This is a genomic window from Parazoarcus communis, from assembly GCF_003111665.1.
Lineage (GTDB): Bacteria > Pseudomonadota > Gammaproteobacteria > Burkholderiales > Rhodocyclaceae > Parazoarcus > Parazoarcus communis_B.
In genome coordinates this window covers 1241870-1266609 of the sequence record NZ_CP022188.1, presented here as the reverse complement: position 1 = coordinate 1266609, position 24740 = coordinate 1241870, and the positions used below count along the sequence as shown (strand labels likewise).

Annotated in this window: 24 protein-coding genes; 13 read left to right on the top strand and 11 right to left on the bottom strand. The window is 63.6% G+C overall.

What is annotated here, in order from left to right; translation table 11 throughout:
- Positions 1-112: 112 nt before the first annotated feature.
- The gene (locus CEW87_RS05775) at positions 113-2215 is read right to left on the bottom strand and encodes a TonB-dependent receptor plug domain-containing protein (RefSeq protein ID WP_234421687.1); all 2103 of its coding nucleotides are present in this window, start codon (positions 2213-2215) and stop codon (positions 113-115) included.
- Positions 2216-2357: 142 nt separating this feature from the next.
- Here CEW87_RS05775 and CEW87_RS05770 point away from each other — a divergent pair, with 142 nt between their 5' ends.
- The gene (locus CEW87_RS05770) at positions 2358-3296 is read left to right on the top strand and encodes a hydrogen peroxide-inducible genes activator (RefSeq protein WP_108971839.1); all 939 of its coding nucleotides are present in this window, start codon (positions 2358-2360) and stop codon (positions 3294-3296) included.
- A 153-nt stretch (positions 3297-3449) separates the two neighbouring features.
- Positions 3450-3920: a Dps family protein gene (locus CEW87_RS05765; protein WP_108971838.1), complete on the top strand. Its 471-nt coding sequence runs from the start codon at positions 3450-3452 to the stop codon at positions 3918-3920.
- Positions 3921-3981: 61 nt separating this feature from the next.
- Here CEW87_RS05765 and CEW87_RS05760 read toward each other — a convergent pair whose 3' ends face one another.
- From CEW87_RS05760 to CEW87_RS05750, 3 genes are read right to left on the bottom strand one after another with little or no spacing between them, the layout of a single operon-like run.
- Complete coding sequence (locus CEW87_RS05760) at positions 3982-5280, bottom strand: TRAP transporter large permease (RefSeq protein WP_108971837.1); 1299 nt, start codon at positions 5278-5280, stop codon at positions 3982-3984.
- Between the two features lie 10 nt (positions 5281-5290).
- Positions 5291-5809, bottom strand: a complete 519-nt coding sequence (locus CEW87_RS05755) for a TRAP transporter small permease (protein ID WP_108971836.1) — start codon at positions 5807-5809, stop codon at positions 5291-5293.
- Positions 5810-5865: 56 nt separating this feature from the next.
- Positions 5866-6855 (bottom strand): TRAP transporter substrate-binding protein, encoded by a 990-nt coding sequence (locus CEW87_RS05750; RefSeq protein WP_108971835.1) that lies wholly within the window; start codon positions 6853-6855, stop codon positions 5866-5868.
- Positions 6856-7004: 149 nt separating this feature from the next.
- Here CEW87_RS05750 and CEW87_RS05745 point away from each other — a divergent pair, with 149 nt between their 5' ends.
- Genes CEW87_RS05745 through CEW87_RS05730 form a run of 4 tightly spaced genes read left to right on the top strand, consistent with a single transcriptional unit; the run spans position 7005 to position 10161 of the window.
- A complete protein-coding gene (locus tag CEW87_RS05745; protein ID WP_108971834.1) occupies positions 7005-7547 on the top strand; it encodes a winged helix DNA-binding protein in 543 nt (180 codons plus the stop codon).
- A gap of 25 nt (positions 7548-7572) precedes the next feature.
- Positions 7573-8331 (top strand): 5-oxoprolinase subunit PxpB, encoded by a 759-nt coding sequence (gene pxpB, locus CEW87_RS05740; RefSeq protein WP_420094137.1) that lies wholly within the window; start codon positions 7573-7575, stop codon positions 8329-8331.
- The gene (locus CEW87_RS05735; RefSeq protein ID WP_108971832.1) at positions 8328-9383 is read left to right on the top strand and encodes a biotin-dependent carboxyltransferase family protein; all 1056 of its coding nucleotides are present in this window, start codon (positions 8328-8330) and stop codon (positions 9381-9383) included. The genes pxpB and CEW87_RS05735 overlap by 4 nt, the downstream gene beginning before the upstream one ends.
- 13 nt (positions 9384-9396) lie before the next feature.
- A complete protein-coding gene (locus tag CEW87_RS05730) occupies positions 9397-10161 on the top strand; it encodes a LamB/YcsF family protein (protein ID WP_108971831.1) in 765 nt (254 codons plus the stop codon).
- An 11-nt stretch (positions 10162-10172) separates the two neighbouring features.
- On the opposite strand, the gene CEW87_RS05725 is transcribed toward CEW87_RS05730, so the two are convergent.
- The 7 genes from CEW87_RS05725 to CEW87_RS05695 form a co-directional block, all read right to left on the bottom strand.
- Positions 10173-10943 carry a TerC family protein gene (locus CEW87_RS05725; RefSeq protein WP_108971830.1) on the bottom strand — a complete coding sequence of 257 codons (771 nt, stop codon included), beginning with the start codon at positions 10941-10943 and terminating at the stop codon, positions 10173-10175.
- Between the two features lie 152 nt (positions 10944-11095).
- Entirely contained in the window at positions 11096-12406 is a 1311-nt protein-coding gene (gabT, locus tag CEW87_RS05720; RefSeq protein WP_108971829.1) for a 4-aminobutyrate--2-oxoglutarate transaminase, read from the bottom strand.
- Between the two features lie 36 nt (positions 12407-12442).
- Positions 12443-13903 (bottom strand): NADP-dependent succinate-semialdehyde dehydrogenase, encoded by a 1461-nt coding sequence (gabD, locus tag CEW87_RS05715; protein WP_108971828.1) that lies wholly within the window; start codon positions 13901-13903, stop codon positions 12443-12445.
- 28 nt (positions 13904-13931) lie between these two features.
- Positions 13932-14756, bottom strand: a complete 825-nt coding sequence (locus tag CEW87_RS05710; RefSeq protein ID WP_108971827.1) for an ABC transporter permease — start codon at positions 14754-14756, stop codon at positions 13932-13934.
- Positions 14757-14766: 10 nt separating this feature from the next.
- Positions 14767-16038 carry an ABC transporter permease gene (locus CEW87_RS05705; RefSeq protein WP_108971826.1) on the bottom strand — a complete coding sequence of 424 codons (1272 nt, stop codon included), beginning with the start codon at positions 16036-16038 and terminating at the stop codon, positions 14767-14769.
- A gap of 89 nt (positions 16039-16127) precedes the next feature.
- On the bottom strand, positions 16128-17174 hold the full coding sequence (locus CEW87_RS05700) for an ABC transporter substrate-binding protein (RefSeq protein ID WP_234421686.1): 1047 nt from the start codon (positions 17172-17174) through the stop codon (positions 16128-16130).
- A gap of 35 nt (positions 17175-17209) precedes the next feature.
- On the bottom strand, positions 17210-18316 hold the full coding sequence (locus tag CEW87_RS05695) for an ABC transporter ATP-binding protein (protein ID WP_108949957.1): 1107 nt from the start codon (positions 18314-18316) through the stop codon (positions 17210-17212).
- A gap of 144 nt (positions 18317-18460) precedes the next feature.
- On the opposite strand from CEW87_RS05695, the gene CEW87_RS05690 reads away from it, so the two are divergent.
- The 7 genes from CEW87_RS05690 (at position 18461) to CEW87_RS05660 (ending at position 24723) form a co-directional block, all read left to right on the top strand.
- Positions 18461-19948 carry a PLP-dependent aminotransferase family protein gene (locus CEW87_RS05690; protein ID WP_108971825.1) on the top strand — a complete coding sequence of 496 codons (1488 nt, stop codon included), beginning with the start codon at positions 18461-18463 and terminating at the stop codon, positions 19946-19948.
- A 193-nt stretch (positions 19949-20141) separates the two neighbouring features.
- Positions 20142-20333, top strand: a complete 192-nt coding sequence (locus CEW87_RS05685) for a DUF2798 domain-containing protein (protein WP_234421685.1) — start codon at positions 20142-20144, stop codon at positions 20331-20333.
- Positions 20334-20343: 10 nt separating this feature from the next.
- Positions 20344-21294 (top strand): AEC family transporter, encoded by a 951-nt coding sequence (locus CEW87_RS05680; protein WP_108971823.1) that lies wholly within the window; start codon positions 20344-20346, stop codon positions 21292-21294.
- A gap of 181 nt (positions 21295-21475) precedes the next feature.
- Positions 21476-23323, top strand: coding sequence for a diguanylate cyclase domain-containing protein (locus CEW87_RS05675; protein ID WP_108971822.1), 1848 nt, complete (start codon positions 21476-21478; stop codon positions 23321-23323).
- A 148-nt stretch (positions 23324-23471) separates the two neighbouring features.
- A complete protein-coding gene (locus CEW87_RS05670; protein ID WP_108971821.1) occupies positions 23472-23672 on the top strand; it encodes a hypothetical protein in 201 nt (66 codons plus the stop codon).
- A 119-nt stretch (positions 23673-23791) separates the two neighbouring features.
- Positions 23792-24109, top strand: a complete 318-nt coding sequence (locus CEW87_RS05665) for a hypothetical protein (protein ID WP_108971820.1) — start codon at positions 23792-23794, stop codon at positions 24107-24109.
- Between the two features lie 14 nt (positions 24110-24123).
- A complete protein-coding gene (locus CEW87_RS05660) occupies positions 24124-24723 on the top strand; it encodes a lipocalin family protein (protein WP_108971819.1) in 600 nt (199 codons plus the stop codon).
- Positions 24724-24740 lie beyond the last annotated feature (17 nt).

The following is a 24740-nucleotide window of genomic DNA, read 5'->3' as shown; positions in this document are numbered from 1 at the left end:
AAGGCAAATCGACCTTGGGTTGACGCACAAGACCGCGCTGCGTTCCCGCTCGAGATCGTATTCCCGATATGGGGCCGCAGACGCTGCCGATCAAGTCCCGCGCGCTCATGGCCTAGAATCGTGTGCGCACGCTGAGGTAGATCTGCGGTTCGATCGGGTTGGCGGCCTTGCTGCCGCGGTACTCGGGCAAGCGTTCGACCGGTCGATGCACCAGTTCCTGATGGCCGCCGAGCAGATTGATTCCGCTGAGGCGGAACTCCACTGTCCGGTTTCCCAGTCGCAGGCTGCGGGCGAAGCTCAGGTCCAGGGTGGTGTAGGCGTCAACCTTGAAGCGTTCGCTGCCGGCATAGCCCGTACCGGCTTCGGACGGGCCCATACGCAGGACACTGAGGGTGGAATGCCAGGCACCGAAGTGCTGCAACCAGGTCAGGCTTGCGCTGTAGGGTGCGACGGTGGCTTCGACGGCAGGGTCGGCAGCGCTGGCCCGGATCATCGTATGGCTGAAGATGAGGTCGGCATCGGCCCACGGCTGTGCGCGCAGCTGGTACTCGACACCGGTGAGCCGGATTGCATCCCTGCTGTTGGTCCAGCGTGTGCCACCCATGATGCGCTGAAAGAAATTGGGATCGGCAAGGATGTTGTCGGCGGAGGTCAGCGCTGGCGGCAGCGCTTCACGCACGATGTAATCGCGAATGTGCTCGTGGAACAGGCGGACATCCAGATTGCCCCTCACTTCGGGCAACATGCGGATAAATCCAAGCTCGAAGGCATCGATGCGTTGCGGTTTCAGCTCGGGATTGCTTTGATGACGCTGCTGCAGCAGACCGTAGACAGGGTGAACGACGCGCGTATCGGCGTCGCGTTCAAACAGCGAAGGCTGGCGCCATGCCCGGGAGTACCCCGCTTTGACGGTCGTGACTGAATCCGGCTGCCAGTTCAGAAAGAGGCGTGGCGCCAGTCGCAGCTTGTCGCCTTCGATCCGCTCCACCATGGTGCCGACGTTCCACAGCCAATGTGGCGCCATCCGCCATTCGGCATTGCCGAAAATGCGCCATTCCTGCTGGCTGCGGGTGTGCCTGTCGCTGAACAGTGCCTCCGCCTTGAGTTCATCGCGCCGCCATTCCAGTCCCCATACCAGCTGCAACCGGTTCGAGGTGCGCAAGCGGTGCTGCAACTCGATGTTGTCGCGCTGGCTGTCGCGATCCTGATTCACGTCGACGAGAATTCTCGGTGCGGCAAGCAGCGCGGCACGCAATCCCGGGTAGGCGCCCAGTGTTCCGTCCAGATTCCTGTGCGAGTCGACGGACCAGGATTCGCGTGCGCTTTCGCTATTGTGGTACCACGACAGCGACCATTCTTCGTCAGGCGTCGGGGTGTGCTGCCAGCGTACCTGAAGGTGGCTGTTCTGATGGTAGGCGGTGCGAGGCTGACTGCCGTCGAACAGCGTGCCTTCATGGCCGGTACCCCGACGTCCATCGCTGAACCCGCCAATGACGGTGAGTTCGTCGATATTGCCAAGGCGGATGTCGCTGCGCAGATTCAGGGTGTCGATCCGGCGACCGTCCTTGAGGTTTGCCGAGCCGTCGTCCTGCTGGTGGCTGGCGGTGATGCGCAGGCCGAGCGGGCCGTCGTGGGTCACCATGCGCGCGCTGAGATCGGCGACGCCCTGAGTGCCGAGTGTGACGCCGACCGTGCTGCTTGCCTCCGTAGCGGTATGCCGGGTGATGATATTGACCACGCCGAGAAAGGCATTGGATCCGTACGCGGCGGAATCGGACCCGCGTACGACCTCGATGCGATCGATATCCTCGATGCTGATGCCCAGTGCGCCCCAGTCGGCCCCACCGTAGAAATAGGGCGAGTACACCGAGCGCCCGTCGATCAGTACCTGCATCTGGTTCGGGAAATCGTTACCCAGGCCGTGGTAGCTCACCCATTGATCATTGCCGCGTTCCTGCGCGACCTGCATGCCTGGCACCAGTCGCAGCAGGCGGGCGATGTCGCGGTATCCGGTCGCCGCAATGAGCCCTGCGTCGATCACGCTGATTGTGCCCGGCGTATCCTGCATGGGCTGAGGAAGGCGCGAGACGGTGAGGACGACCGGCAGGGGTTCGAAGAAGGGGTCTTCGCTGACGTCGTGGAACGCCAAGGCGGTTGCAGCCGGCGCAGTGAGCAGGCATCCTGCCATGTATCGGGCGATGAGTCGGATCTTCATCCACTTCATTTCTTGTTTCTTGATATGCGCCAAAGTATATAGTCATCCGATGGATGAATTATGCATATTATATAGGCGATTACTACGTTTCCGTCCTTGCTCGCCTCGTCCGCCCTGCGCACGCTTTCGGTAGAAAAACACCATGACGCTGACCGACCTTCGATATCTCGTTGCACTTGCCCATGAACGTCATTTCGGACGTGCGGCGGAAAAATGCCATGTATCGCAGCCGACCCTGTCGGTAGCGATCAAGAAGGTGGAGGAAGAGCTCGGGATCCAGCTCTTCGAGCGCAGTGCGTCCGAGGTGAAGATTACCGAAACCGGCCGGCGCATCGTCGCCCAGGCAGAAAAGGTCATGGTCGAGGCCAGCCAGATTCACGAGATTGCGGCTGCGGGCAAGGACCCCCTGGCTGGGCCGCTGCGCGTTGGTGTGATCTATACCATCGGGCCCTACCTGCTGCCGCGGCTGATTCCGCGTGTGCATCAGCTGGCACCGCGCATGCCGCTGATCATCCAGGAGAACTACACGACACGGCTGGCCGAAGCGCTCAAGCGTGGCGAGCTCGATGTCATCATTATCAGCCTGCCTTTCGAAGAGGCCGGCATCGTGACCCAGTCGGTATATGACGAACCTTTCCGGGTGCTGCTGCCGTCGAGCCATCCCTGGGCTGCACACCGGACGATCGATGCCGAGCATCTTGCGGATGATCAGCTCCTGCTGCTTGGTTCCGGCAACTGCTTTCGCGATCAGGTGCTTGAGGTGTGTCCTCAGTGCCGCAATGTGGGTGGTCTGCAGCGCACGCTCGAAGGCAGCTCACTGGAAACCATCCGCTACATGGTCGCGACCGGCCTTGGTGTAACCGTGGTGCCGAGTTCGGCTGCGGACGAACTCGACGCGCACAACCCTCTGGTCGCGGTCAGACCCTTTACCCAGCCGGAGCCGTCGCGACGGGTTGCGCTGGCCTGGCGGGTGACCTATCCCCGCAGTGGTGCGATCGACATTCTGCGCACCGCAATTTTCGAGAGCAGCCTGCCCGGTGTGCGACCGGTCGGTCGTCTTCCTTCGCTCGACGTTGCATGAGCGCTTGCGCGCTGCAAGCGCATTGCATAGCCCTGTCCGATGTCGCCGATACCGAGTTTCAATTAGATGGATGCCCGGGAACCGCCTAGTATTGAGCTGTGAAGGGTGCAATGTGGCCCGTTGATGAACAGCCCCGAGACAAGGAGTGATGACATGGAAATGGATATCGGCATCAGCAAGAAAGAGCGCGCAAAGATCGCAGACGGTCTGTCCTGTCTGCTGGCCGACAGCTATACGCTGTACCTGACCACGCACAATTTCCACTGGAACGTGACCGGCCCGATGTTCAACACGCTGCACCTGATGTTCGAGGCGCAGTACACCGAACTGGCGCTGGCCGTGGATCTGATCGCGGAACGCATCCGTGCGCTCGGTTTTCCGGCGCCCGGCACCTACCGCCAGTTTCAGAAGCTCACCAGCATGAAGGAGCCGGAGGGCGTGCCGAGTGCGGAAGACATGATTCGTGCGCTGGTGAAAGGCCAGGAAGCCGTCGTCAAGACCGCCCGCAGAGTGGTGCCGCTGGCCGACAAGGTGAGCGACGAAGCCACACTCGATCTGCTGACCCAGCGCATGCAGATCCACGAGAAGAACGCCTGGATGCTGCGCAGTCTGCTGGAAAAGTGACAGCACTTAGCAGTGCTGCAGTAAATGAAACGGGCCCGCGTGGGCCCGTTTCATTTGTGCGTCAGCCGATCATCTTGCCCGGCAACCAGGTCACCAGACCCGGAAACACGTAGAGCAGCACGACGGCCAGTGCCATCAACAGGAAGTAGGGAATGGCATAGCGGGCAATGGTGGTGATCTGCCGCCCTGTCAGCCCCTGCAGCACGAACAGGTTGAAGCCGACCGGTGGCGTGATCTGCGCCATTTCCACCACGACGACCACGAAGATGCCGAACCACAGGGGGTCGATGCCGGCAGACTGGATGGTCGGCAGCAGTACCGCCATGGTCAACACCACGATGGAGATGCCGTCGAGAAAGCAGCCCAGCAGGATGTAGAACACGGCCAGTGCCACCAGCAGCATGCCCGGGCTGAGGCCGAGCGAGCCGATCCATTCGGCCAGATGCCGAGGCAGGCCCATGTAGCCCATGGCCAGGGTCAGGAAAGCCGAACCGCCCAGGATCAGCGCGATCATGCAGTACAGGCGGGTGGCGCCCATCAGCGCGGCGATGAAGCTCGCCTTGCTGAGCGACTTCTGGCTGGCGGCAATGATCAGGCTGCCGATCACGCCGATGGCCGCGGCTTCGGTCGCGGTGGCAATGCCGCTGTAGATCGAACCCAGCACGCCGCCGATCAGCAGCACGACCGGGATCAGGTTGCGCGAGGCGGAGAATTTCTCCAACAGGCTTGTCTTCAGGTCAGCAGGTGGGATGCGCTTGCTGTTGAGCAGCGACCACAGGATGACCCAGCCCATGAACAGCGACGCGAGCAGGATGCCGGGCAGCACGCCACCGACGAAAAGCTTGGAGATCGACACGTCGGCGGACACGCCGTACACGATCATGATGATCGAGGGCGGAATGAGCAGGCCGAGCGTGCCGGCACCGGCGAGCGTGCCAAGGATCATCGACTCCGGATAGCCACGGCGGGTGAGCTCGGGCATCGAGATCTTGCCGATGGTGGCGCAGGTGGCGGCCGACGAGCCGGACACCGCTGCGAACAGCGTACAGCCGATGATGTTGGTGTGGAGCAGACGGCCCGGAAGGCGCTCCAGCCAGGGCGCGAGTCCCTTGAACATGTCCTCCGAGAGCTTGGTGCGAAACAGGATCTCGCCCATCCACAGGAAGAGTGGGAGTGCGGTCAGGGTCCAGCTCGAGCCGGCGCCCCAGATCGCGACCGCCATGCCGTCGCCCGGTGGTCGCGGGGTAAAGCCGAGCATGCCGAGAATGCCGATGGCCATCAGGGCCAGGCCGATCCAGACGCCGCCGGCGAGAAGGACGAGCATCAGCCCGATGAGCAGGGCCGCTATGGTCAGTTCCATGATGTTTCTCTCATTCCATGCGGACGGCTTCGTTGCCCGCGCTGGCGAGGCGCCGCGGAGCATGGCCGAGGGTGGTGAGGATGAGGTCGTCGAGCAGGGCGATCACCAGCACGACGGTGCCGATGGCCATCGACAGTTGCGGAATCCACAGCGGCGTCGCATCGATGCCCTGAGAGACATCCTCGAATTCATGTGATTGCCACGCCAGACGCACCGCATACCAGGCGAGTGTCATGGCAATCGTGGTGGCCGCCGCGAGCGAGAACCACTCCAGCACCTTGCGCAGGCGTGGCCCGACGCGCTCGATCACCAGGCTTACGCGGATGTGTTCGCCGTGCTTGAAGGTGTAGGCAAGAGCGAGAAAGCCGCACGCGGCCATGCAGTAGCCGGCATAGTCGTCGGTGCCACTCAGGTAGATGCCGAGCGGGCGACTGAAAATGCCGGCCGAGACCATGACCAGGGTGGCAACCATGCCGATTGCGGCAAGCGCACCCGACAGGCGGTAGAGGGAATCGAGCAGTGCTCGCATGGCGGACTCCGGACGAAAAAAATGGCCCGGCGTGCCGGGCCAGATCGGATTGTTGCTTACTTGGCCTTGCGGTAGGCGTCGAGAATCTTCTGGCCGTCTGCGCCGGTCTTCTCCAGCCACTCGGCGGTCATCTTCTCACCCACTTTGACGAGGTCTGCACGCAGCACGTCGGAAGCGGGGAGCACCTTCATGCCATTGGTCTTGAGCTGGCCGATATACCAGGCAGTCTTCTCTTCCGAGAGCTTCCATCCGCGCGTCTCGGCCGCAGCCGACGCCTTGAGCACGACTTCCTTGGTGGCCGGATCGAGTGCATCAAAAGCCTTCTGCGAGACGAACACGACGTTCTTCGGCAGCCAGGCCTGAACGTCGAAATAGTAATCGAGCTGCTCCCAGCTCTTGGTGTCGTAGCCGGTGGACGATGAAGTGATGTTGGCGGATACCACGCCGGTGGACAGGGCCTGGGTCAGATCGGCGGCCTGTACGGTGACGGGTTGTGCCGACATCAGTTCGATCATGCGGGCAACGGTCGGGCTGTAGGAGCGGATCTTGATGCCCTTGAGATCGGCCATCGAGGTCAGTGCGGTCTTGGAGTAGATGCCTTGCGGCGGCCAAGCCACCGAGTACAGCAGCTTCAGACCGTTCTTGGCCAGGCGGGCTTCGACGGCATCGCGCGAAACCTTCCACAGTTTCTGCGATTCGGCGTAGCTGGTGGCGAGGAAGGGGACGGTGTCCAGCGCATAGAGCTGGTCTTCGTTGGCGAGGCTGGACAGCAGCACTTCGCCGATCTGCGCCTGGCCGCCCTGCACCGCGCGCTTGATCTCGTTGGACTTGTACAGCGAGCCGTTGGAATGCACGGTGATCTTGAGTTTGCCTGCACTGGCCTTGGTTACTTCATCGGCAAACTGCTGGATGTTCTCGGTGTGAAAGTTGGCGACCGGATAGGGCGTCGGCATGTCCCACGTGGTCTGTGCCTGAGCGGCAGACGCCACGCCGAATGCGGCGAGCGAGCCAAGCAGTGTGCTGAGGATGCGGTGCTTCACATTCATCTTGATGTTCTCCGGTGAGGGGACTGAAGGATCGAATTTCCGGGGGCGAAGCCAACGCATGAACCACGATGATCGAAGTCAGCGTTGTTGAAAGATTGGGATTTCATCTATAAATTGTCAAGAATTCGTAAACGAAATGTGAGGAAAAAATGCCCAAGCAACTTGTGCCGCTGGTCGGGCAGGATTGTGGTCGAATTGTTTCCTCCCAGCATCTGGTGTCGCCGAAATCGCCCGAACTGTCCGAGTTCGAGTTCGGGATGATCATTGCCTGGCACGCCTTTTCGCGCTGGATGACACGCTGCATGACCGCTGCCGGGGTCAAGGACATGACGCCGATCGACGTGCTGGTGCTGCACCACGTCGCCCACCGCGACAGCGAAAAACGCCTCGCCGACATCTGTTTCGTGCTCAACGTCGAGGACACCCACGTGGTGTCCTATTCCCTGCGCAAACTCGCCGCGCTCGGCCTGGTACAAAGCAGGAAACTGGGCAAGGAAGCCTTTTTCGCAACGACCGACTCCGGACGCGAGGTTTGCGCGGCTTACCGCGACGTCCGTGAAGCCTGCCTGATGCCCGGTTTCACCGGCAGTGCCGAAGACAACGCACAGATCGGTGATCTGGCACGCCTGCTTCGCACCCTTTCGGGGCGCTACGATCAGGCTGCACGCGCAGCGTCGACATCCGCTCCCTGACAAAGCAAGGAACAAGCCCGTGAGCATGTGTGTGCTGGATGCAGGTGATGCTGCCTTTACCGTCGAGTTCGGCGATGCAATCGACCCGGATCTGCTTGCCGCAGTGAATGCGCTCGATGTCGGCATTGCACGCCTGCAGGCCGAGGGCGGTCTGCCCGGTGTGATTGAGACCATGCCGACCTTTCGCTCGCTCACCGTGTTCTTCGACCCGCTGCAGACCGGGCGCGAGATTCTGCTCGAAGCCTTGCGCCCGCTGTTTGCAGCGAGCGGGCACAGCGGCGGCGACAATGGCCGGCTGTGGCATCTGCCGGTGTGTTACGAGGGCATCTTTGCGCCGGATCTGGCCGAGACCGCGCGCAGTCTGGGGGTCAGCGAAGACGAAGTCGTGGCGCTGCACAGTGGCAGTGAATACCTGGTGTATATGCTGGGTTTCCTGCCCGGTTTCCCCTTCATGGGTGATCTGCCCAAGGCGCTGCGCCTGCCGCGCCGCCCGGAGCCGCGGCTGCGCGTCCCTCCCGGCAGCGTGGCGATCGCGACCGGGCTCACCGCGATCTACCCGTGGGAGAGTCCTGGCGGCTGGCATCTGCTCGGGCGCTGTCCGGTCAGCCTGTTCGACGCCGGGCGCGAATCGCCCTCGCTTCTGGCCGCGGGTGACCATGTGCGCTTCGTCCCGGTCTCGATGGCCGAATACGAGCGCATTGAGCGCTCGCTCAAAGCAGGTGAAATCGAGCCGCAACACTGGCTCACGAGTCCGAGGGCGGAGGATGCGGAGGTGTTGCGATGAACAGCCCGGCCGCTCTCGAGATCGTTTCACCCGGTGCCTATGCTTCGGTACAGGACATCGGGCGCAGGGGCTTCCGCCGTATTGGTGTGCCCTGGGCCGGCGTGCTCGACCCCCGGCTGATGCGCATCGCCAACGCACTGGTCGGCAACGCCGGCACCACGCCGGTCATCGAATGCTTTGACGGCGGCCTGCAGGTCGTCGCGCGTGGCGCCGCCGTGCGCGTGGCGGTGGCGGGCGATGCCGTGATCGAGATTGAGTGCAAGGGAGAGCGCAAGGCCCTGCCGGCGTGGCGCTCGGTCACGCTGGCCGATGGCGAGATCCTGCGTATCCGTCGCATGGGCAGCGGCCGGATTGCCGTGCTTGCGCTTGAAGGGCTGGCGCTGCCGCAGGTGATGGGCAGTGCGTCGACCTATGCGCGTGCCGGGCTTGGCGGCGTGGACGGTCGCGCGCTTGTCGCCGGCGTGCGTCTGCCGGCGCAGGCCGCAAGCGGTGGCGAGCGCATCCTGGCGCAAGCGCCTGTAGTCGACGAGCGCCCGATTCGCGTCGTCGGTGGTCCGCAGGCTGAGCATTTTTCGGCGGAGGCATTCGAGACCTTTCTGGGCAGTGATTACCGCGTGACGGCCGAGGCCGACCGCATGGGCGTGCGCCTCGAGGGACCAGTGCTCGGACACCTCGGCGCGACCGAGATCGTGTCCGATGCGACCGTGCCGGGCTCCATTCAGGTACCGGGCAAGGGCCAGCCCATCGTGCTTCTGGCCGATGCGCAGACAGCCGGAGGCTACCCCAAGATTGCGACCGTGATCGGCAGCGACATCCCCCGGCTTGCGGCCCGTCGTCCCGGACAGACGCTGCGCTTTGCCGCTGTCAGTGCGGCCGAGGGCGAGCGCATCGCACGCGAAACCGAAGCCCAAACGCTCGCCCTGCTTGCCGCAATTTGTCCCTTTGCCGCAGAGGGCGTCGACGAAGCGGCCCTGTATTCCGCCAACCTGGTGAGCGGCGTGGTGCATGCGCTGTCACCCGAGTACCGACCGCTGACCGCGGTCGACGACTGATCTGGAGCCCGACATGAAGATCAACCTCAATGCCGACCTCGGCGAATCCTTCGGCGCCTGGAGGATGGGCGAGGACGAGGCCCTGCTGCAGGTCGTGCGCTCGGCCAACATCGCCTGCGGCTTTCATGCTGGCGATCCGCTGGTGATGCGTAATACGGTGCGCACGGCCCTTGCCGCCGGCGTGAGTCTGGGCGCCCACCCGTCCTATCCCGACCTGCAGGGCTTCGGCCGGCGGCCGATGAAGATGGCCCCGAACGAGCTCGAAGCGATGGTGATCTACCAGGTCGGGGCGCTGGCCGGCATGGCCGCTGCAGAAGGCGGGCGTGTGACCCACGTCAAGCCGCATGGCGCACTCAACAACCAGGCCTGCGAGGACGCGACACTGGCCGATGCGGTGGCGCGCGCCGTGCGTGCCATCGACCCCGGGCTGATTCTGCTCGCGCCGGTGCTGTCGGAGCTGTACAAGGCGGGTGAACGCGCCGGGCTGAGGGTTGCGGCCGAGATCTTTGCCGATCGCGCCTACACCGACGCCGGCATGCTGGTGCCGCGTGGCCAGCCCGGCGCCGTGATTCACGACCACGACGAGCTCGTTGCTCACGTGCTGCGCATGCTCGACGCCGGTGGCGTGGTGTCGCAAAGCGGCAAGGTGCTGCCGGCCGTCATGCACAGCATCTGCGTGCATGGCGATACGCCGGGCGCGGTGGACAACGCGGCCAGACTGCGCGCCGCCCTCGAGGCGGGTGGTCGCGCAGTGGTGAGCTTGCCCGAGGCGCTCTAAGGCGCTGGCGTTCAGGCCCTGGTTTCGACCGGGGCTGAGATTTCGGCGCTGTAGGGCTCGCGCAGATCGACCGGTTTCGCTGCGCCCTTGCGCAGGCGGATGTTGAGCATTTCCACCAGCACCGAGAACGCCATCGCGAAATAGATGTAGCCCTTCGGCACAGGGTGACCAAAGCCCTCGGCGATCAGCACCACGCCGACCACCATCAGGAAGGACAGCGCGAGCATCTTCACCGTCGGATGGGTGGAGACGAAATTGCCGATCGATTCGGCGGCGACCATCATCAGTGCCACGGATGCCACCACGGCGGCAATCATCACCGGCAGGTTATTGACCATGCCGATTGCGGTGATGATGGAGTCGAGCGAGAACACCATGTCGATCACGATGATCTGCAGGATGACCGCTGTGAAGGTGGCCTTGACCGCCGACGAGGCTTCGCCCTCCTCGCCTTCGAGCAACTGGTGAATCTCGGCTGTGCTTTTCCATACCAGGAACAGGCCGCCACTGATCAGGATCAGATCGCGCCCGGACACGCCGTGGTCGAAGAGCTCGAACATGGGCGTGGTGAGACCGGCCAGCCAGGCCAGCACCATCAACAGCCCGATGCGCATGAACATGGCGAGAAAGAGCCCCAGGCGGCGGGCGAAGGCGCGCTTCTCCGGTGGCAGTTTGTCCACCAGGATGGAGATGAAAATGATGTTGTCGATACCCAGCACCAGCTCGAGCACGGTGAGCGTGAGAAAGGCAATCAGCAGTTGCGGATCGGTGAGGAATTCCATCGTGGCGCCAGTAGAGTGATGCGCACACATGTGCGCGAAGCCTCTAACGCGCGACCGGTCGTTCAGGTTGATTGGTATTCATTGCGGTAAACGACAAACGCCGCTTGCGTTATCAGCAAGCGGCGTTTGTCTGCTTTCAATCAGCGCAGGTTTCAGGCCGAAGCGATGACTGCGTCGATGGCGGCGGCGAGGATGTCCAGACCTTCGTCGAGCACGTTCTGCTCAATGGTCAGCGGCACCATCAGACGCAGCACGTTGCCGTAGCTGCCGCAGGACAGCAGCAGCAGGCCGCGCTTGAGCGCTTCGGCGATGATGGCCTTCACCAGTTCAGGCGCCGGGCGGGCGTGGTCGCCGTCGTGGAAGAATTCGACCGCGACCATTGCGCCGAGACCGCGCACATCACCGATGCTCTTCTGCTTGGCTGCGACTTCACGCAGACGGGCCTGCATGTGCTCGCCGATGTCGGTGGCGCGCTGGCACAGGTTCTCGGATTCGACCACGTCGAGCACGGCAAGCGCTGCTGCGCAGGCCATCGGTGCGCCGGCGTAGGTGCTGCCGAGGCCGCCCGGGTTGAGCGCATCCATGATGTCGGCGCGGCCAACCACGGCAGCGATCGGGAAACCGCCGCCGAGGCCCTTGGCCATGGTGATGAGGTCGGGCACGACATTGCTGTGCTCCATGGCGAACATTTTGCCGGTACGGCCGACGCCGCTCTGGATCTCGTCGGCGATCAGCAGGATGCCGTGCTTGTCGGCCAGTGCGCGCAGACGCTGCATGAACTCGGCCGGTGCGGGGTAGTAGCCGCCCTCGCCCTGGACCGGCTCGACGATGAAGGCGGCGACGCGCTTCGGCTCGATGTCGTTCTTGAACAGCAGCTCGATGCCGTGGATGGCGTCATCCACGCTCGTGCCGTGCAGTTCGCAGGGGTAGGGTGCGTGGTAGATCTCGGCCGGGAAGGGACCGACGCCGAGCTTGTAGGGGTCGATCTTGCCGGTGAGGCCGAGCGTGAGCAGGGTGCGGCCGTGGAAGGCGCCGTTGAAGGCGATCACGCCCGGACGACCGGTGAAGGCACGCGCGATCTTGACCGCGTTCTCGACGGCTTCGGCACCGGTGCTGACGAAGAAGGTCTTCTTCGGCGCATCGCCGGGGGCCAGTGCGCTGAGGCGCTCGGCCAGGGTCAGGTAGCCGTCATAGGCCACGACCTGGAAGCAGGTGTGGCTGAAGTGGGGGATCTGCTCCTGGGCAGCGGCGATCACCTTGGGGTGGCAGTGGCCGGTGTTGACCACGGCGATGCCGGCAACGAAGTCGATGTAGCGACGGCCTTCAACGTCCCAGATCTCGGCGTTCAGGGCCTTGGATGCGAACAGGGGGTGAGCCTGGCCGACGCCGCGCGGCAGGGCCGCGGCGCGACGCGCCATCAGCGCGCTGTTGGTTTGTCCTGCCGGCAGGGTGGTTGCGTTCATGCTGATTCTCCTAGGGTATTGTTTTGGCGACGCTGCTTACTGCACGCCGCCCATGCACAGGTATTTGATCTCGAGGTAATCCTCGATGCCGTACTTGGAACCTTCGCGTCCGAGACCGGAGGACTTCATGCCGCCGAAGGGGGCGACTTCGGTGGAGATGATCCCGGTGTTGATGCCGACGATGCCGTATTCGAGGGCACCGGAGACGCGCCACACGCGGTTCATGCCGGCCGCGTAGAAATAGGCGGCGAGGCCGAACTCGGTGTCGTTGGCCATGCGGATGGCCTCGGCCTCGTCGGTGAAGCGGAACAGCGGGGCGACGGGGCCGAAGGTCTCTTCCTTCGCCACTTTCATGGCCGGGGTCACGTCGGCGAGGATGGTGGGCTCGAAGAAGGTGTGGCCGAGCGCATGGCGCTTGCCGCCGGTCATCAGGCGGGCGCCCTTGGACAGCGCGTCGGCGATGTGCTCTTCGACTTTCTCGACCGCGTTCATGTCGATCAGCGGGCCCTGGGTGGTGCCGGCTTCCAGTCCGTTGCCAACCTTGAGCTTGGCCACGGCAGCGGCGAGCTTCTCGGCGAAGGCGTCATACACACCGTCCTGCACCAGCAGGCGGTTGGCGCACACGCAGGTCTGGCCGCTGTTGCGGTACTTGGAGGCGAGCGCCCCTTCGACGGCGGCGTCGAGGTCGGCGTCGTCAAAGACGATGAAGGGGGCGTTGCCGCCGAGCTCGAGCGAGAGCTTCTTGATCGTGGGCGCGCACTGCGCGGCGAGCTTGATGCCGATCTCGGTGGAGCCGGTAAAGGTGAGCTTGCGCACGATGGGGTTGGCGGTGAGTTCGCCGCCGATCTCGCCGGCCGAACCGGTGACCACGCTGAACACGCCCTTCGGAATGCCGGCGCGCTCGGCCAGCACGGCCAATGCAAGTGCGGACAGCGGGGTCTGGCTGGCGGGCTTGAGCACCATGGTGCAGCCGGCAGCCAGCGCCGGTCCGGCCTTGCGGGTGATCATCGCGGAAGGGAAGTTCCACGGCGTGATCGCGGCGCACACGCCGATCGGCTCCTTGGTGACGACGATGCGCTTGTCGGGCTGATGACCGGGGATCACGTCACCGTAGATGCGCTTACCCTCTTCGGCAAACCACTCGATGAAGGAGGCGGCATAGCCGATCTCGCCCTTGGCCTCGGTGAGCGACTTGCCCTGCTCGGAGGTCATCAGCACGGCGAGGTCGTCCTGGTTCTCGAGCATGAGCTCGAACCAGCGGCGCAGGATCTTGGAGCGCGCGCCGGCGGTGAGGCTGCGCCATGCGGGCCAGGCAGCGTTGGCCGCCTCGATGGCGCGGCGGGTTTCGGCCTGGCCCATCTTCGGCACGGTGCCGACGGTCTCGCCGGTGGCGGGGTTGGTGACGGTGATGGTGGCGCCGGCGTCGGCAGCGACCCATTCGCCGTCGATGTAGCAGCTGGAGCGGAGCAGGCTCGGGTCTTTGAGGGTAAGGGGCATGGTGTGTTTCCGGTTGGGGAAGTCGGGATCAGGCGCGCTTGCCGCGGATGCGTTCATTGCGGCGGCGCAGCCATTCGAGGGTGACCAGCATCAGGGTGGACAGCAGGATCAGGATGGTGGCGACGGCAGCAATCGCGGGGCTGATGTTCTCGCGGATGCCGGAGAACATCTGCCGTGGCAGCGTGGTCTGCTCGGGGCTGGCAAGGAAGAGCGTGACCACGACTTCGTCGAAGGAGGTGGCAAACGCAAACAGGCCGCCGGAGATGATGCCGGGCGCGACCAGCGGCAGCGTGACCTTGAAGAAGGCGACGACCGGGTTGGCGCCGAGGCTGGAGGCGGCGCGCACCAGGTTGAAGTCGAAGCCCTGCAGCGTGGCGGTGACCGTGGTCACGACGAAGGGCACGCCGAGCACAGCGTGGGCGATGACCAGGCCGGTGTAGCTGCCGGTGAGGCCGAGCGGGGCGAAGAAGATGTACATCGCCACGCCGACGATCACCACCGGCACCACCATGGGTGAAATCAGGATTGCGGTCAGCAGCGCCTTGCCCGGAAAGTCGGCGCGGACCAGGCCGATCGCCGCCAGCGTGCCGAGCACCATGGCCAGCAGGGTCGACAGTGGCGACACGATCAGGCTGTTCATCATTGCCTGCTGCCACTGCCCGGAGCTGAAGATCTCCTCGTACCAGCGCATCGAGAAACCGGCCATCGGGTACATCAGGAAGGTGTCGGCGTTGAAGGACAGCGGCACGATGACCAGGATCGGCAGGATCAGGAACAGCAGCACGATGCCGACCAGGCCACGCAGGCCGTAGTGCCAGACACGTTCCAGCGGGGATGCATAGGGTTGCAGCATCTGTATCTCCTCAGCGCGGCTTGACCAGCTTGACCCGGGTGGGGCCAAGGTAGCGGGCATAGATCATGTAGAGCACCAGCGTGGCGGCGAGCAGGACGGCGGAGAGCGCGGCAGCCATGCCCCAGTTGATGGTCTGGTTGGTGTAGAAGGCGATGAAGTAGCTCACCATCTGTTCCTGCGGGCTGCCCAGCAGTGCGGGGGTGATGTAGTAGCCCATGCACATGATGAAGACGAGCAGCGCGCCGGCGCCGATGCCGGGCAGGGTCTGGGGGAAATACACTTTCCAGAAGCTCTTGAACGGCGGGCAACCGAGCGAGATCGCGGCACGGACATACACCGGCGAGATGCCCTTCATCACCGAGTACAGCGGCAGAACCATGAAGGGCAGCAGGATGTGCACCATGGACACATAGACGCCGATACGGTTGAACAGCAGCTGCATCGGCGCATCGGTGATGCCCAGTCCGATCAGTGCCTTGTTGATCAGGCCCTCGTTCTGCAGCAGGATGATCCACGCGGCGACACGCACCAGCACCGAGGTCCAGAACGGCAGCAGCACGAAGAACATCAGCATGTTGCTTTGCTTCGTCGCCAGCTTGGCCATCAGGTAGGCGACCGGGAAGCCGAGCACGAGGCACAGCCCGGTCACGATCAGGCTCATCCAGAAGGTGCGCATCAGCACGTTCACATAGACGGCCTCTTCCGGCGGCGCGGTGACGATGTCGCCGTCTGCATTGATGCTGCGGTCGATGGCCGCGAGCAGGTAGAACGGTGTGGTGGCGCTGCCCGAGCGGCGGATGGCCTGCCAGATTTCGGCCTCGCCCCAACGTGCGTCGATGTCGATCAGCGCGCTCTGCGAGCTTGCCTCCGCAGGCAAGGGGAGCTTGCGCGCGGTTTTCATGATCAGGCTGCGGTAACCGGTTTCCTCACGGTTGAGGCGCTTGGCGATCTCGGCAATCGCCGGGCTGCCCTTGGCGGACTCCAGTTCCTCTGCCAGCGCGGAGAAGGCCGCTGCGGAGGGGAGGTCCTTGCCATCCCACGCCTTCAGTTCGCGCAGCGTGAGTGGCAGGTTTTCATGAACTTCCGGGTTGTCCACGCTGCGCGTCAGCAGCGATGCGATCGGCCACACGAAGGCCACCAGCAGGAAGACGGCGAGGGGCAGGATCAGGGCGCCGTACAGGAGCTTCTTGCGCATCTCGGCACGGCGCAGGCGCTTTTTCAGCGACGGCGCGGATGCGGCAGGGGCGACCAGCGCATCAGCAGTGTTGGAGGCAGCAGTCATGGCAGTTTCCGGTCTGTTCAGGGGCATGCAGGGGTGGCAGTTCCGCACCGGCCAGGGAGGGGAGCCGGTGCCGCACTGTCACTGGGTGCTTAGCGTGCAGCCCAGGCGTTGAAGCGCTGCTCGAGGTCTTCACCGTGCTCGACCCAGAATTCGGTGTCGGTGGCGAAGGCGCCCTTCAGGTTCTCGGGTGCGGTCGGCAGGTCGGCTGCGACCTTCGGATCCATGCCGCTCACAGCCTTGGCGTTGGTCGGGCCGTAAGGAATCTCGGCGGAGAAGACGCGCTGGTTCTCAGCCTGGCTGGCGAACTTGATGAAGCGGTAGGCCTCGTCACGCTTCGGCGAACCCTTCGGGATGGCCCACGAATCGACGTCGTAGATGCTGCCGTTCCACACGATCTTCAGGTTCTTGCCTTCCTTCTGCGCGGCGGCGATACGGCCGTTGTAGACCGAGCTCATCACCACGTCGCCCGACGCGAGCAGCTGCGGCGGCTGTGCACCGGCTTCCCACCACTGGATGTCGCCCTTGATCTGGTCGAGCTTCTTGAACGCACGCTCGACGCCCGCCTTGGTGCCCAGCACCTTGTATACGTCGTCGGCCTTGACGCCGTCGGCCAGCAGTGCGAATTCGAGGGTGTACTTGGCGCCCTTGCGCAGACCGCGCTTGCCGGGGAATTTCTTCACGTCCCAGAAATCGGCCCAGGAGGTCGGTGCCGTCTTGAGCCTGTCGGCGTTGTAGGCCAGCGCGGTCGACCACACGAAGATGCCGACGCCACATTCCGAGACGGTCTTCGGCAGGAATTCCGACTTGGCGCCGACCTTGCTGTAGTCGATCTTCTCGTACAGGCCTTCTTCACAGCCGCGCAGCAGTTCGGGCGATTCGACTTCCACCACGTCCCAGGTCACGTTGCCGGCTTCGACCATGGCCTTGATCTTGGCCTGTTCGCCGTTGTACTCGCCCGGGGTGACGTTACCGGCCTTGGACGCGGCAAAGGGCTCGTAGAAGGCTTTGACCTGGGCCTTCTGATTGGCACCACCGAACGAGATCACGGTGACATCGGCGGCCGCGCTACCGGCCATGACCAGTGCTGCGGTGGCGATAGCGCCTTGAATCAGGGACCTGCTGAGCTTCATTTTCATGCTGACTCCTTGTAATGCAGTGGGTGTGGTGTGTCTCAGGCTGCCGGCAGGGGCTCGAGCGCACGCATGTGTGCCGCGTCCATGCCGATGCGAATCCGGTCTCCGCTCCTGAGCGAATGATCGAGATTGGAGATCGGGGTCTTGATGGTGAAATCGTGATTGCCACACAGGTCGACGCGAATGCGGACCTGATCGCCGAGGTAGATGAACTCCTTCACCACGGCGTCGAGGAAATTGGCGCAGCTGTTGGCCGATTCGTCGAGCACGACGCGCTCGGGGCGCACTGATACCAGGGTGCGGTCGCCGGTCGACACATTGCCGGTGCGGGCGCGGATCAGCGTGCCGCAATCCAGGCGCACATCGCAGTGGTGACCCTCGATGCGCTCGACCTTGCCGACCAGTGCATTGTTTTCGCCGATGAAGTTGGCGACGAAGGCGTTGGTCGGCTCTTCGTACAGGCGCTCCGCGGAGTCGATCTGCTGGATGATGCCCTTGTCGAATACCGCGATGCGGTCCGACATGGTCAGCGCTTCGCTCTGGTCGTGGGTGACGAAGACCACGGTGACGCCGAGGTTCTGCTGGATGTGCTTGATCTCGAGTTGCATCTGTTCGCGCAGGTTCTTGTCGAGCGCGCCCAGTGGTTCGTCCATCAGCACCAGTTGCGGCTCGAACACCAGTGCGCGGGCCAGGGCGATGCGCTGCTGCTGGCCGCCGGAGAGCTGCTGCGGGTAGCGGCTGCCGAAGCTGCCCAGTTGCACCATGTCGAGTGCGCGTTTGGCCTTGGCATCCACTTCCGCCGCCGGCAGCTTGCGCACCTTGAGCGGGAAGCGCAGATTGTCCAGCACGCTCATGTGCGGAAACAGGGCGTAGTTCTGGAACACCATGCCGATGTTGCGCTTGTGCGGGGGCAGCTTGTTGATGATCTGCTCTTCGAGGCGGATCTCGCCGCTGGTCGGGGTCTCGAAGCCGGCCAGCATCATCAGGCAGGTGGTCTTGCCCGATCCGGAAGGGCCGAGCAAAGTGAGAAATTCGCCGCGCCGGATGTCGAGGTTCAGATCGCGGACAATCAGCGTCTCACCGTCATACGACTTCTGCACGTTGCGGAAGCTGACGTGGGGCGCGGAAGCATTTTGGTTCGTCATCCTGTCCTCATTTGTTGGCAAGCAGCCTTTGTCCATGCTGCTGGATGGGTCGAATTCGTGTTGAAGCTATGCTAGGCGATAAAATCGGATTATGTATGAACCAATTCAGTAGATATTGCTGGGTCCAATTTTTGGTGCGGTGCAATGGATAACCGACTGAGCTGTGAAGTGATCGTGCAGGCTTTTGGCAAGCAGACGGCGACGACGAGCAGTCGTGCACGGCTGTACCTGAGCATTCGGGAGGCGATTCTGACGCGCAGCCTCGATGCCGGAACAGTCGTGCCGCCGACCCGTGTGCTGGCCGAAGAGCTCGGTCTGGGCCGCAATACCGTGGTGCGGGCGTATGACCAGTTGCTGGTCGAGGGCTACCTCGAGAGCCGGGTCGGATCGGGGACTTTCGTGTCCGACGCAGTCAGTCAGATTGCCTCGCCACAGCCGCCGCGACGCCTGGTGGGTACGCGCCAGGAAGGCATGTCGCGGCGCGGGAATGCGATCGCCGGCAAGGCGCTGAGCAGTCGCGTACAGTCGGGTGCCTTCATGCCCGGCCTGCCGGACGTGGGGCATTTTCCCTTTCCCACCTGGCGCAGGTTGCTGGCAAAGCAGATGCGGCGCGAGCAGCGCCATCTGGCGCAGTATGGCTACGGCGGCTACGGCCCGCTGAAGATGGTGCTGGCCGATTACCTGAAGGTGACACGGATGATGTCGTGCTCGCCGCGGCAGATCCTCATCCTCAACGGCTCGCATCAGGCGCTCGACCTGTGCGCGCGCATGCTGGCCGATGTGGGCGATACGGTGTGGATGGAGGACCCCGGCTACTGGGGCGCGCGCAACGTGCTGTCCGCGGCCGATCTGCGCATACACCCGGTGCCGGTCGACGACAACGGCATCAACCCGCGCGAGGAAGACTGGCTCAAGCCGCCGCGCATGATCTTCGTCTCGCCTTCGAGCCAGTATCCTACCGGTGCGGTGCTGTCGCTGGAGCGACGCCTGCGCCTGCTCGAGTTCGCCGAGCGCCACCGCACCTGGGTGATCGAGGACGATTACGACAACGAAGTGCGCTACCACTCGCACCCGGTGGCTTCGCTGTTCGGCCTGTCCACTGCGCAGCGGGTGATCTATGTGGGCACCTTCAGCAAGGTCATGTATCCGGGGCTGCGACTTGCCTATCTGGTCGTTCCCGAAGACCTGATCGAGCCATTTACGGTGGGCAACGCCGAACTCTACCGTGAGGGTCGAATGCTCGAGCAGGCGGCATTGGCTGAGTTCATCGAGGGCGGCCATTTCACTGCACACATCCGTCGCATGCGCGGTATCTACGAGGAGCGGCGCGACTGCCTGCGTGACCTGCTCGAAGCGAAACTTGGCGATTCGATCACCTCGCTGGGCGGCCTGGCCGGGCTGCACCTCCCGGTGCGTTTCAACTTTCCGATCGACGATGTACAACTGGCCTCGGATGCCCTGCGCGATGGTGTGGTGCTGCGTGCGCTGTCGCTGTACTCGATCGCCGCCGAGAACCGGCTGCTGGGGATGAATCTCGGCTTTGCGGCCATTCCGGTCGAGCAGATCGAAGCGCCTGCACTCAAGCTGGTGCGCCTGATCGAAACCGAGCGGAAGCGTCGCGGTTGCGGCTGACTGCAGCGGCGCGCGCGATCACCGCGACGGTCGGGCACCGCATGCTTGCGGTTTGAACGTATTGTGCAGGTGCACACGAAACGGCGAAGATGGCTGACAATCAGGAGATTCATGCAGCCACGCGGCTCAGCCCGCCAAACGCACCGGGATCAGGACATTGCGACTCAAACCTCAACATCTTCAGCCTGTGATCATGGCGGGCATCATGGCCTTCCTGATGACCGCGATCATCACCTGGCTCAATCTCGGTTTTCCGCCGGACTTTTTTCTGCGCTGGGTCAAGGCCTTCATCGTGGCCTGGCCGCTGGCTGCGATTGCCGCCTTCATGGCGATTCCGATTGCGCAGCGCGCGACAGTGAAGATTCTTGCCTGGCTGGCGCGGTGAGGCGGGATTCATGACAGATTTTCTGGCGGTCCTGAGTTTTTCATTCTCCGTCACCGGGCCGATCTTCATCATTCTCGGGCTCGGCATCTGGCTGCGCCGTACGGGCATGCTCAACGACGGCTTCATTGAGGGCGGTTCGCGAATTGTCTTCTCCATCGGCCTGCCGGCGGTGCTGTTCCTCAGCATCAGCAAGACCGAGTTTGGCGAGGCGACCAATCTGGCGCTGATCGCCTTCGGACTGATCGGTACTTTTCTGGTCTTTCTGCTGCTGGAGTGGGTCGCGGCACGGTGGGTGGAGCCAGCGGAAGACCGGGGCGTGGTGGTTCAGGGCGGGTTCCGCTCGAACATGGGGATCATTGGCCTCGCCTACTGTGTCAATGCCTATGGTGATGCCGGTCTGGTCGCGGCAGCGCTCTATCTGGGGCTGGTCACCATTCTCTTCAACGTTCTGGCCGTCGTTACCCTGAGTCGGTCGCTGCACCGGCGCCAGGGCACAGGACGGATGGTGAAGGGAATCGTCACCAACCCGCTGATCATCGGCATCGTGCTCGCCCTGCCCGTATCCTGGCTGCAGATTCCCCTGCCCAAGGTCGCGGTGCAGTCGGCCCAGTATTTTGCCGACCTCACCCTGCCGCTGGCCCTGTTGTGCACCGGCGCGACGCTCAATTTCCGCAGCCTGCGTCTTGAAATGAGCAACACCTTGCTGGCGGCGTCGAGCAAGCTGGTGCTGGTGCCGCTGCTCTTTGCGCTGGGCGGCATTGTGGCGGGCTTCCGCGGCGTTGACCTGGGCGTGCTGTTGCTGATGTCGTCGGCACCGACGGCCGCAGCGAGCTATGTGATGGTGCGTGCGATGGGCGGCAATTCAGTGCTCGCCGCCAACATCATCGCCCTGACCACGCTGGGCTCCATCCTTTGCACCAGCATCGGGATCGTGGTGCTGAAAGGCCTGCAACTGATGTAAAGCGGGCAAGGGCCTGATGCTGACGAACAGGGCATGAAGCCAGAGGTTCGACGCTATATGCAGGCTTTTGGGGCAGTGTTAGATTTGCCTCATTGCGGGCTGTCGCTTCTCGATTGGTCTCGATTGCCGGACCAGACGTGGGGCGTGATACTTTGCTCGTTCTGCCTGGAGATGCTGTTTCATGGCGCGATTCCCATCAAGCGTTCTTGCCGCCTGTGTGAGACGACCGCTGCGATCGATCCGAATCGTGGTCGGTCTTGGCTGCCTGTTTGTGCTTGCGTTTCTGTGGCGCGACCTGATCCTGGCTCAGGACGCGGCCGAGGCGGGCGAGCGCGAGCGTATCCGGGCCGAGGCGGCAATGCAGGCGCGTGCAGCAGGCGACTCGATTCAGGCAACGATCAACAGCTTCGACTTTGTTCTGCGCAGCGCCCGCGAGGCGGTTCTTGCCGGACCGAAGCCGCTCGACGTGCTGGGGCGGATCGTCACCGAATCGATTGCGCAGGACCTCGTCATTCAGCTGTTCCATATCGATGATCAGGGGTTTCCGTCGTACTCATCGCTGGGGCCGGTGCGGACGAATTTTCTGGGTGACCGGGCCTATTTCAGGTCGCTCGCCGGGGCCACCGAGGACAGGCTCGTGGTCAGCGATGTGGTGCTCGGGCGCCTGTCCAACAAGTGGAGCATCCAGTTTGCGCGCCGGGTGACGGGTGCCGACGGGGCGTTCAGGGGGGTGGTCTCGCTCGCGGTGTCTCCCGACGCCTGGGTGGCCAAGCTGAAGTCCTTCGAGCTTGGTCAAAGCGACCTCTTTGCGGTACTTAGTGCCGATGGTGCCTATCTGATGCGAACGCTCTACGGCGGTGGGTACTACGGCAAATACGTGCCGCCTGACAGGCCCTTCCTTCTGCACCCCGAGCAGATGGAAGGTGATTACGTCACGTCGGGTGCGCTCGACGGGATAAACCGGCAGTTTTCCTGGGTTCGCCTGCCTTCGGGGCTGATTGTCGCCATGGGTATCGGGCTCGACGAAGCACTGGCACCCGTTCAGAGGCTCAATCACCAGTCATTTTTGCGCGCGCTGGTATTGAGCAGTCTGTTGCTGCTGGCCAGCGCTGCACTGGTGGTTGCACTCGGCCGCTACGAAAAGGTGGTGGAGGCTTCGCAGGAGCGGGAGGCGCACTATCGCAGCGTGTTCGATAACATGGCGGAAGGCATCATGGTGGTCGACGCCCATGAGCGGATTTCCGGCATCAATCCCGCGTTTACTGCGATCACCGGTTATGGGCTGGATGAAGTCGTGGGGCGCAGTCCGGCCCTGCTGTCGCCGAGCGTTCCGGGGGCGCGCAACCTGGGTACGATCATCGGTCGTCACCCCGCCGGCAGCTGGGACGACGATTTCGACGGGCTGCGCTGGAACGGCGAAACCTATACCGGCCACGTAACGCTTTCCGTGGTGCGTGGCACGGACGGCAGGATGGCGAATCGAATCGTGCTGCTCGCCGATGTCACCGAGCGGCGGCGCAAGGACGAGGAAATCTGGCGTCAGGCCAACTTCGACATTCTCACCGGCCTGCCCAACCGGGCCTTGATGATGGACCGCCTCGAACGCATGATCAGCCATGCGCGGCGTCATCCGTCGATGGTGGTGGTGCTGTTCGTCGATCTCGATCGCTTCAAGCCGGTCAACGACAACTTCGGGCACGACACCGGGGATCTGCTGTTGTGCGAGGTGGCGCGCAGGCTCGAAGCCCTGTTCCGGGACGAGGATACGGTGGCGCGCATGGGGGGCGACGAGTTCGTGGTGCTGATGCCGCGCAACGCCGACAAGGCGGCGGTTGAGGCAACGGCGACCAAGATCGTCGAGAGCCTGTCGCGGCCGTTCCAGATCGGCGATCAGGCGCTCGAAATTTCCTGCAGTGTCGGGATTGCGCGTTTCCCTGACGACGGCGACACCGCGGCGGTGCTGCTGCACAAGGCGGACGTTGCCATGTATCGTGCCAAGGAGATGGGGCGCGCGACCTGGAGTACCTGAGTCACTGCGGCGGTGTGTGTGCGTCGAGAGCGGGCGGCTGAGGCGGCAGTCTTGCCCCTGTGCGCGATGTGCGGCATGGTTGCGGGCTTGAGCCCTGCCTCGCCTGTGCGGAGTGCGATGGCTGCTATTCCTGTCCCGGAGAACATCGATGGCTGACCAGACCCGGCATGAAGCGCCTGTGTCCGCCGCGGATGCAGGGGCGAAGGCGGATGTGAGCGCGGGCGAGGGCTGCGCCCGGGCACAGATGGCTTCGTATGCGCGTCGCCCATTGCCGCTGCCGGCTGCGGGAGGCGGGCGTCTGTACCGGCTGTTGCGGATCTGCCGGCAATGGTTCGGCACCGGGCGCTGACGCAGCGATCCTCCCCCTGTTTTCCAGCTTGAGCAGGGGGCGGGGAATCTTTACCGTCGCTTTCAATCTGACTGTTGAACCTATCATTGACCGGCAGCCCTTGCTGCCCGAGGAACTCCATGTATACCGACAAGAGCCGGGCGAATTTCTTCCAGCAGTTCTCGCGTTCGCCTGCCCAACCCCGCACCCTGTTGCAGAAGGCGGTGGCGCTCGTTGCCACCGTCGGCCTGTTTGCCGTTGCCCTGATGTTTTCGGTGTTTCTGTTCGCGGTCGTACTGACCGTCGGCGTGGCCGCCTGGGGCTATCTGTGGTGGAAGTCGCGCGATCTGCGCAAGCAGATGCGCGAGCAGCAGGGCCGCGATTCGGCCGCAGAGGGCCTGGTGATCGAGGGCGAGGTGATTCGCGAAGTGGACCCGCGTGAAGGCGACCGGCCTTGAGCGCCGGTTTGCGGATGGCTGGGCGATCCCTGCGCCAGCACCTTTCGGGCGCAGGCCTGAAGCGTGCCGCCCTGCTCCTGCTCAGCGTTGCGGCGCTGAGTGCATGCACGTCGGTACCGGATGGGGTGACGCCGGTGTCACCCTTCGAGCTCGATCGCTATCTCGGGCGCTGGTATGAAATCGCGCGTCTCGACCATTCCTTCGAGCGCGGGCTCAGCGACGTGACTGCCGATTACCGCCTGCAGGCGGACGGCAGCGTCGAGGTGGTCAACCGTGGTTACGATGGCAAAAAGGCCGAGTGGCGTGAGGCGGTGGGCCGGGCCGTCTTTCTCGGCGAGCGCGACGTCGGCTCGCTGAAGGTATCCTTTTTCGGGCCCTTCTATGGTGGCTATCACATTGCCGATCTCGATCAGCCGGGCTATCGCTGGGCGCTCGTCACCGGGCCCGACCGCGACTACCTGTGGATTCTGGCGCGCACCCCCGAACTCCCCGCCGAGGTGCGGGAGCGTCTGGTGAGCAAGGCGAGTGCGCTCGGCTTTGATACGAGCAAACTGATCTGGGTCGAGCACAAGCCGCTCGATGTGTCGGCGCCGGCGCGCGCATCGGCACACTGAACGCATTCAGTGTCCGG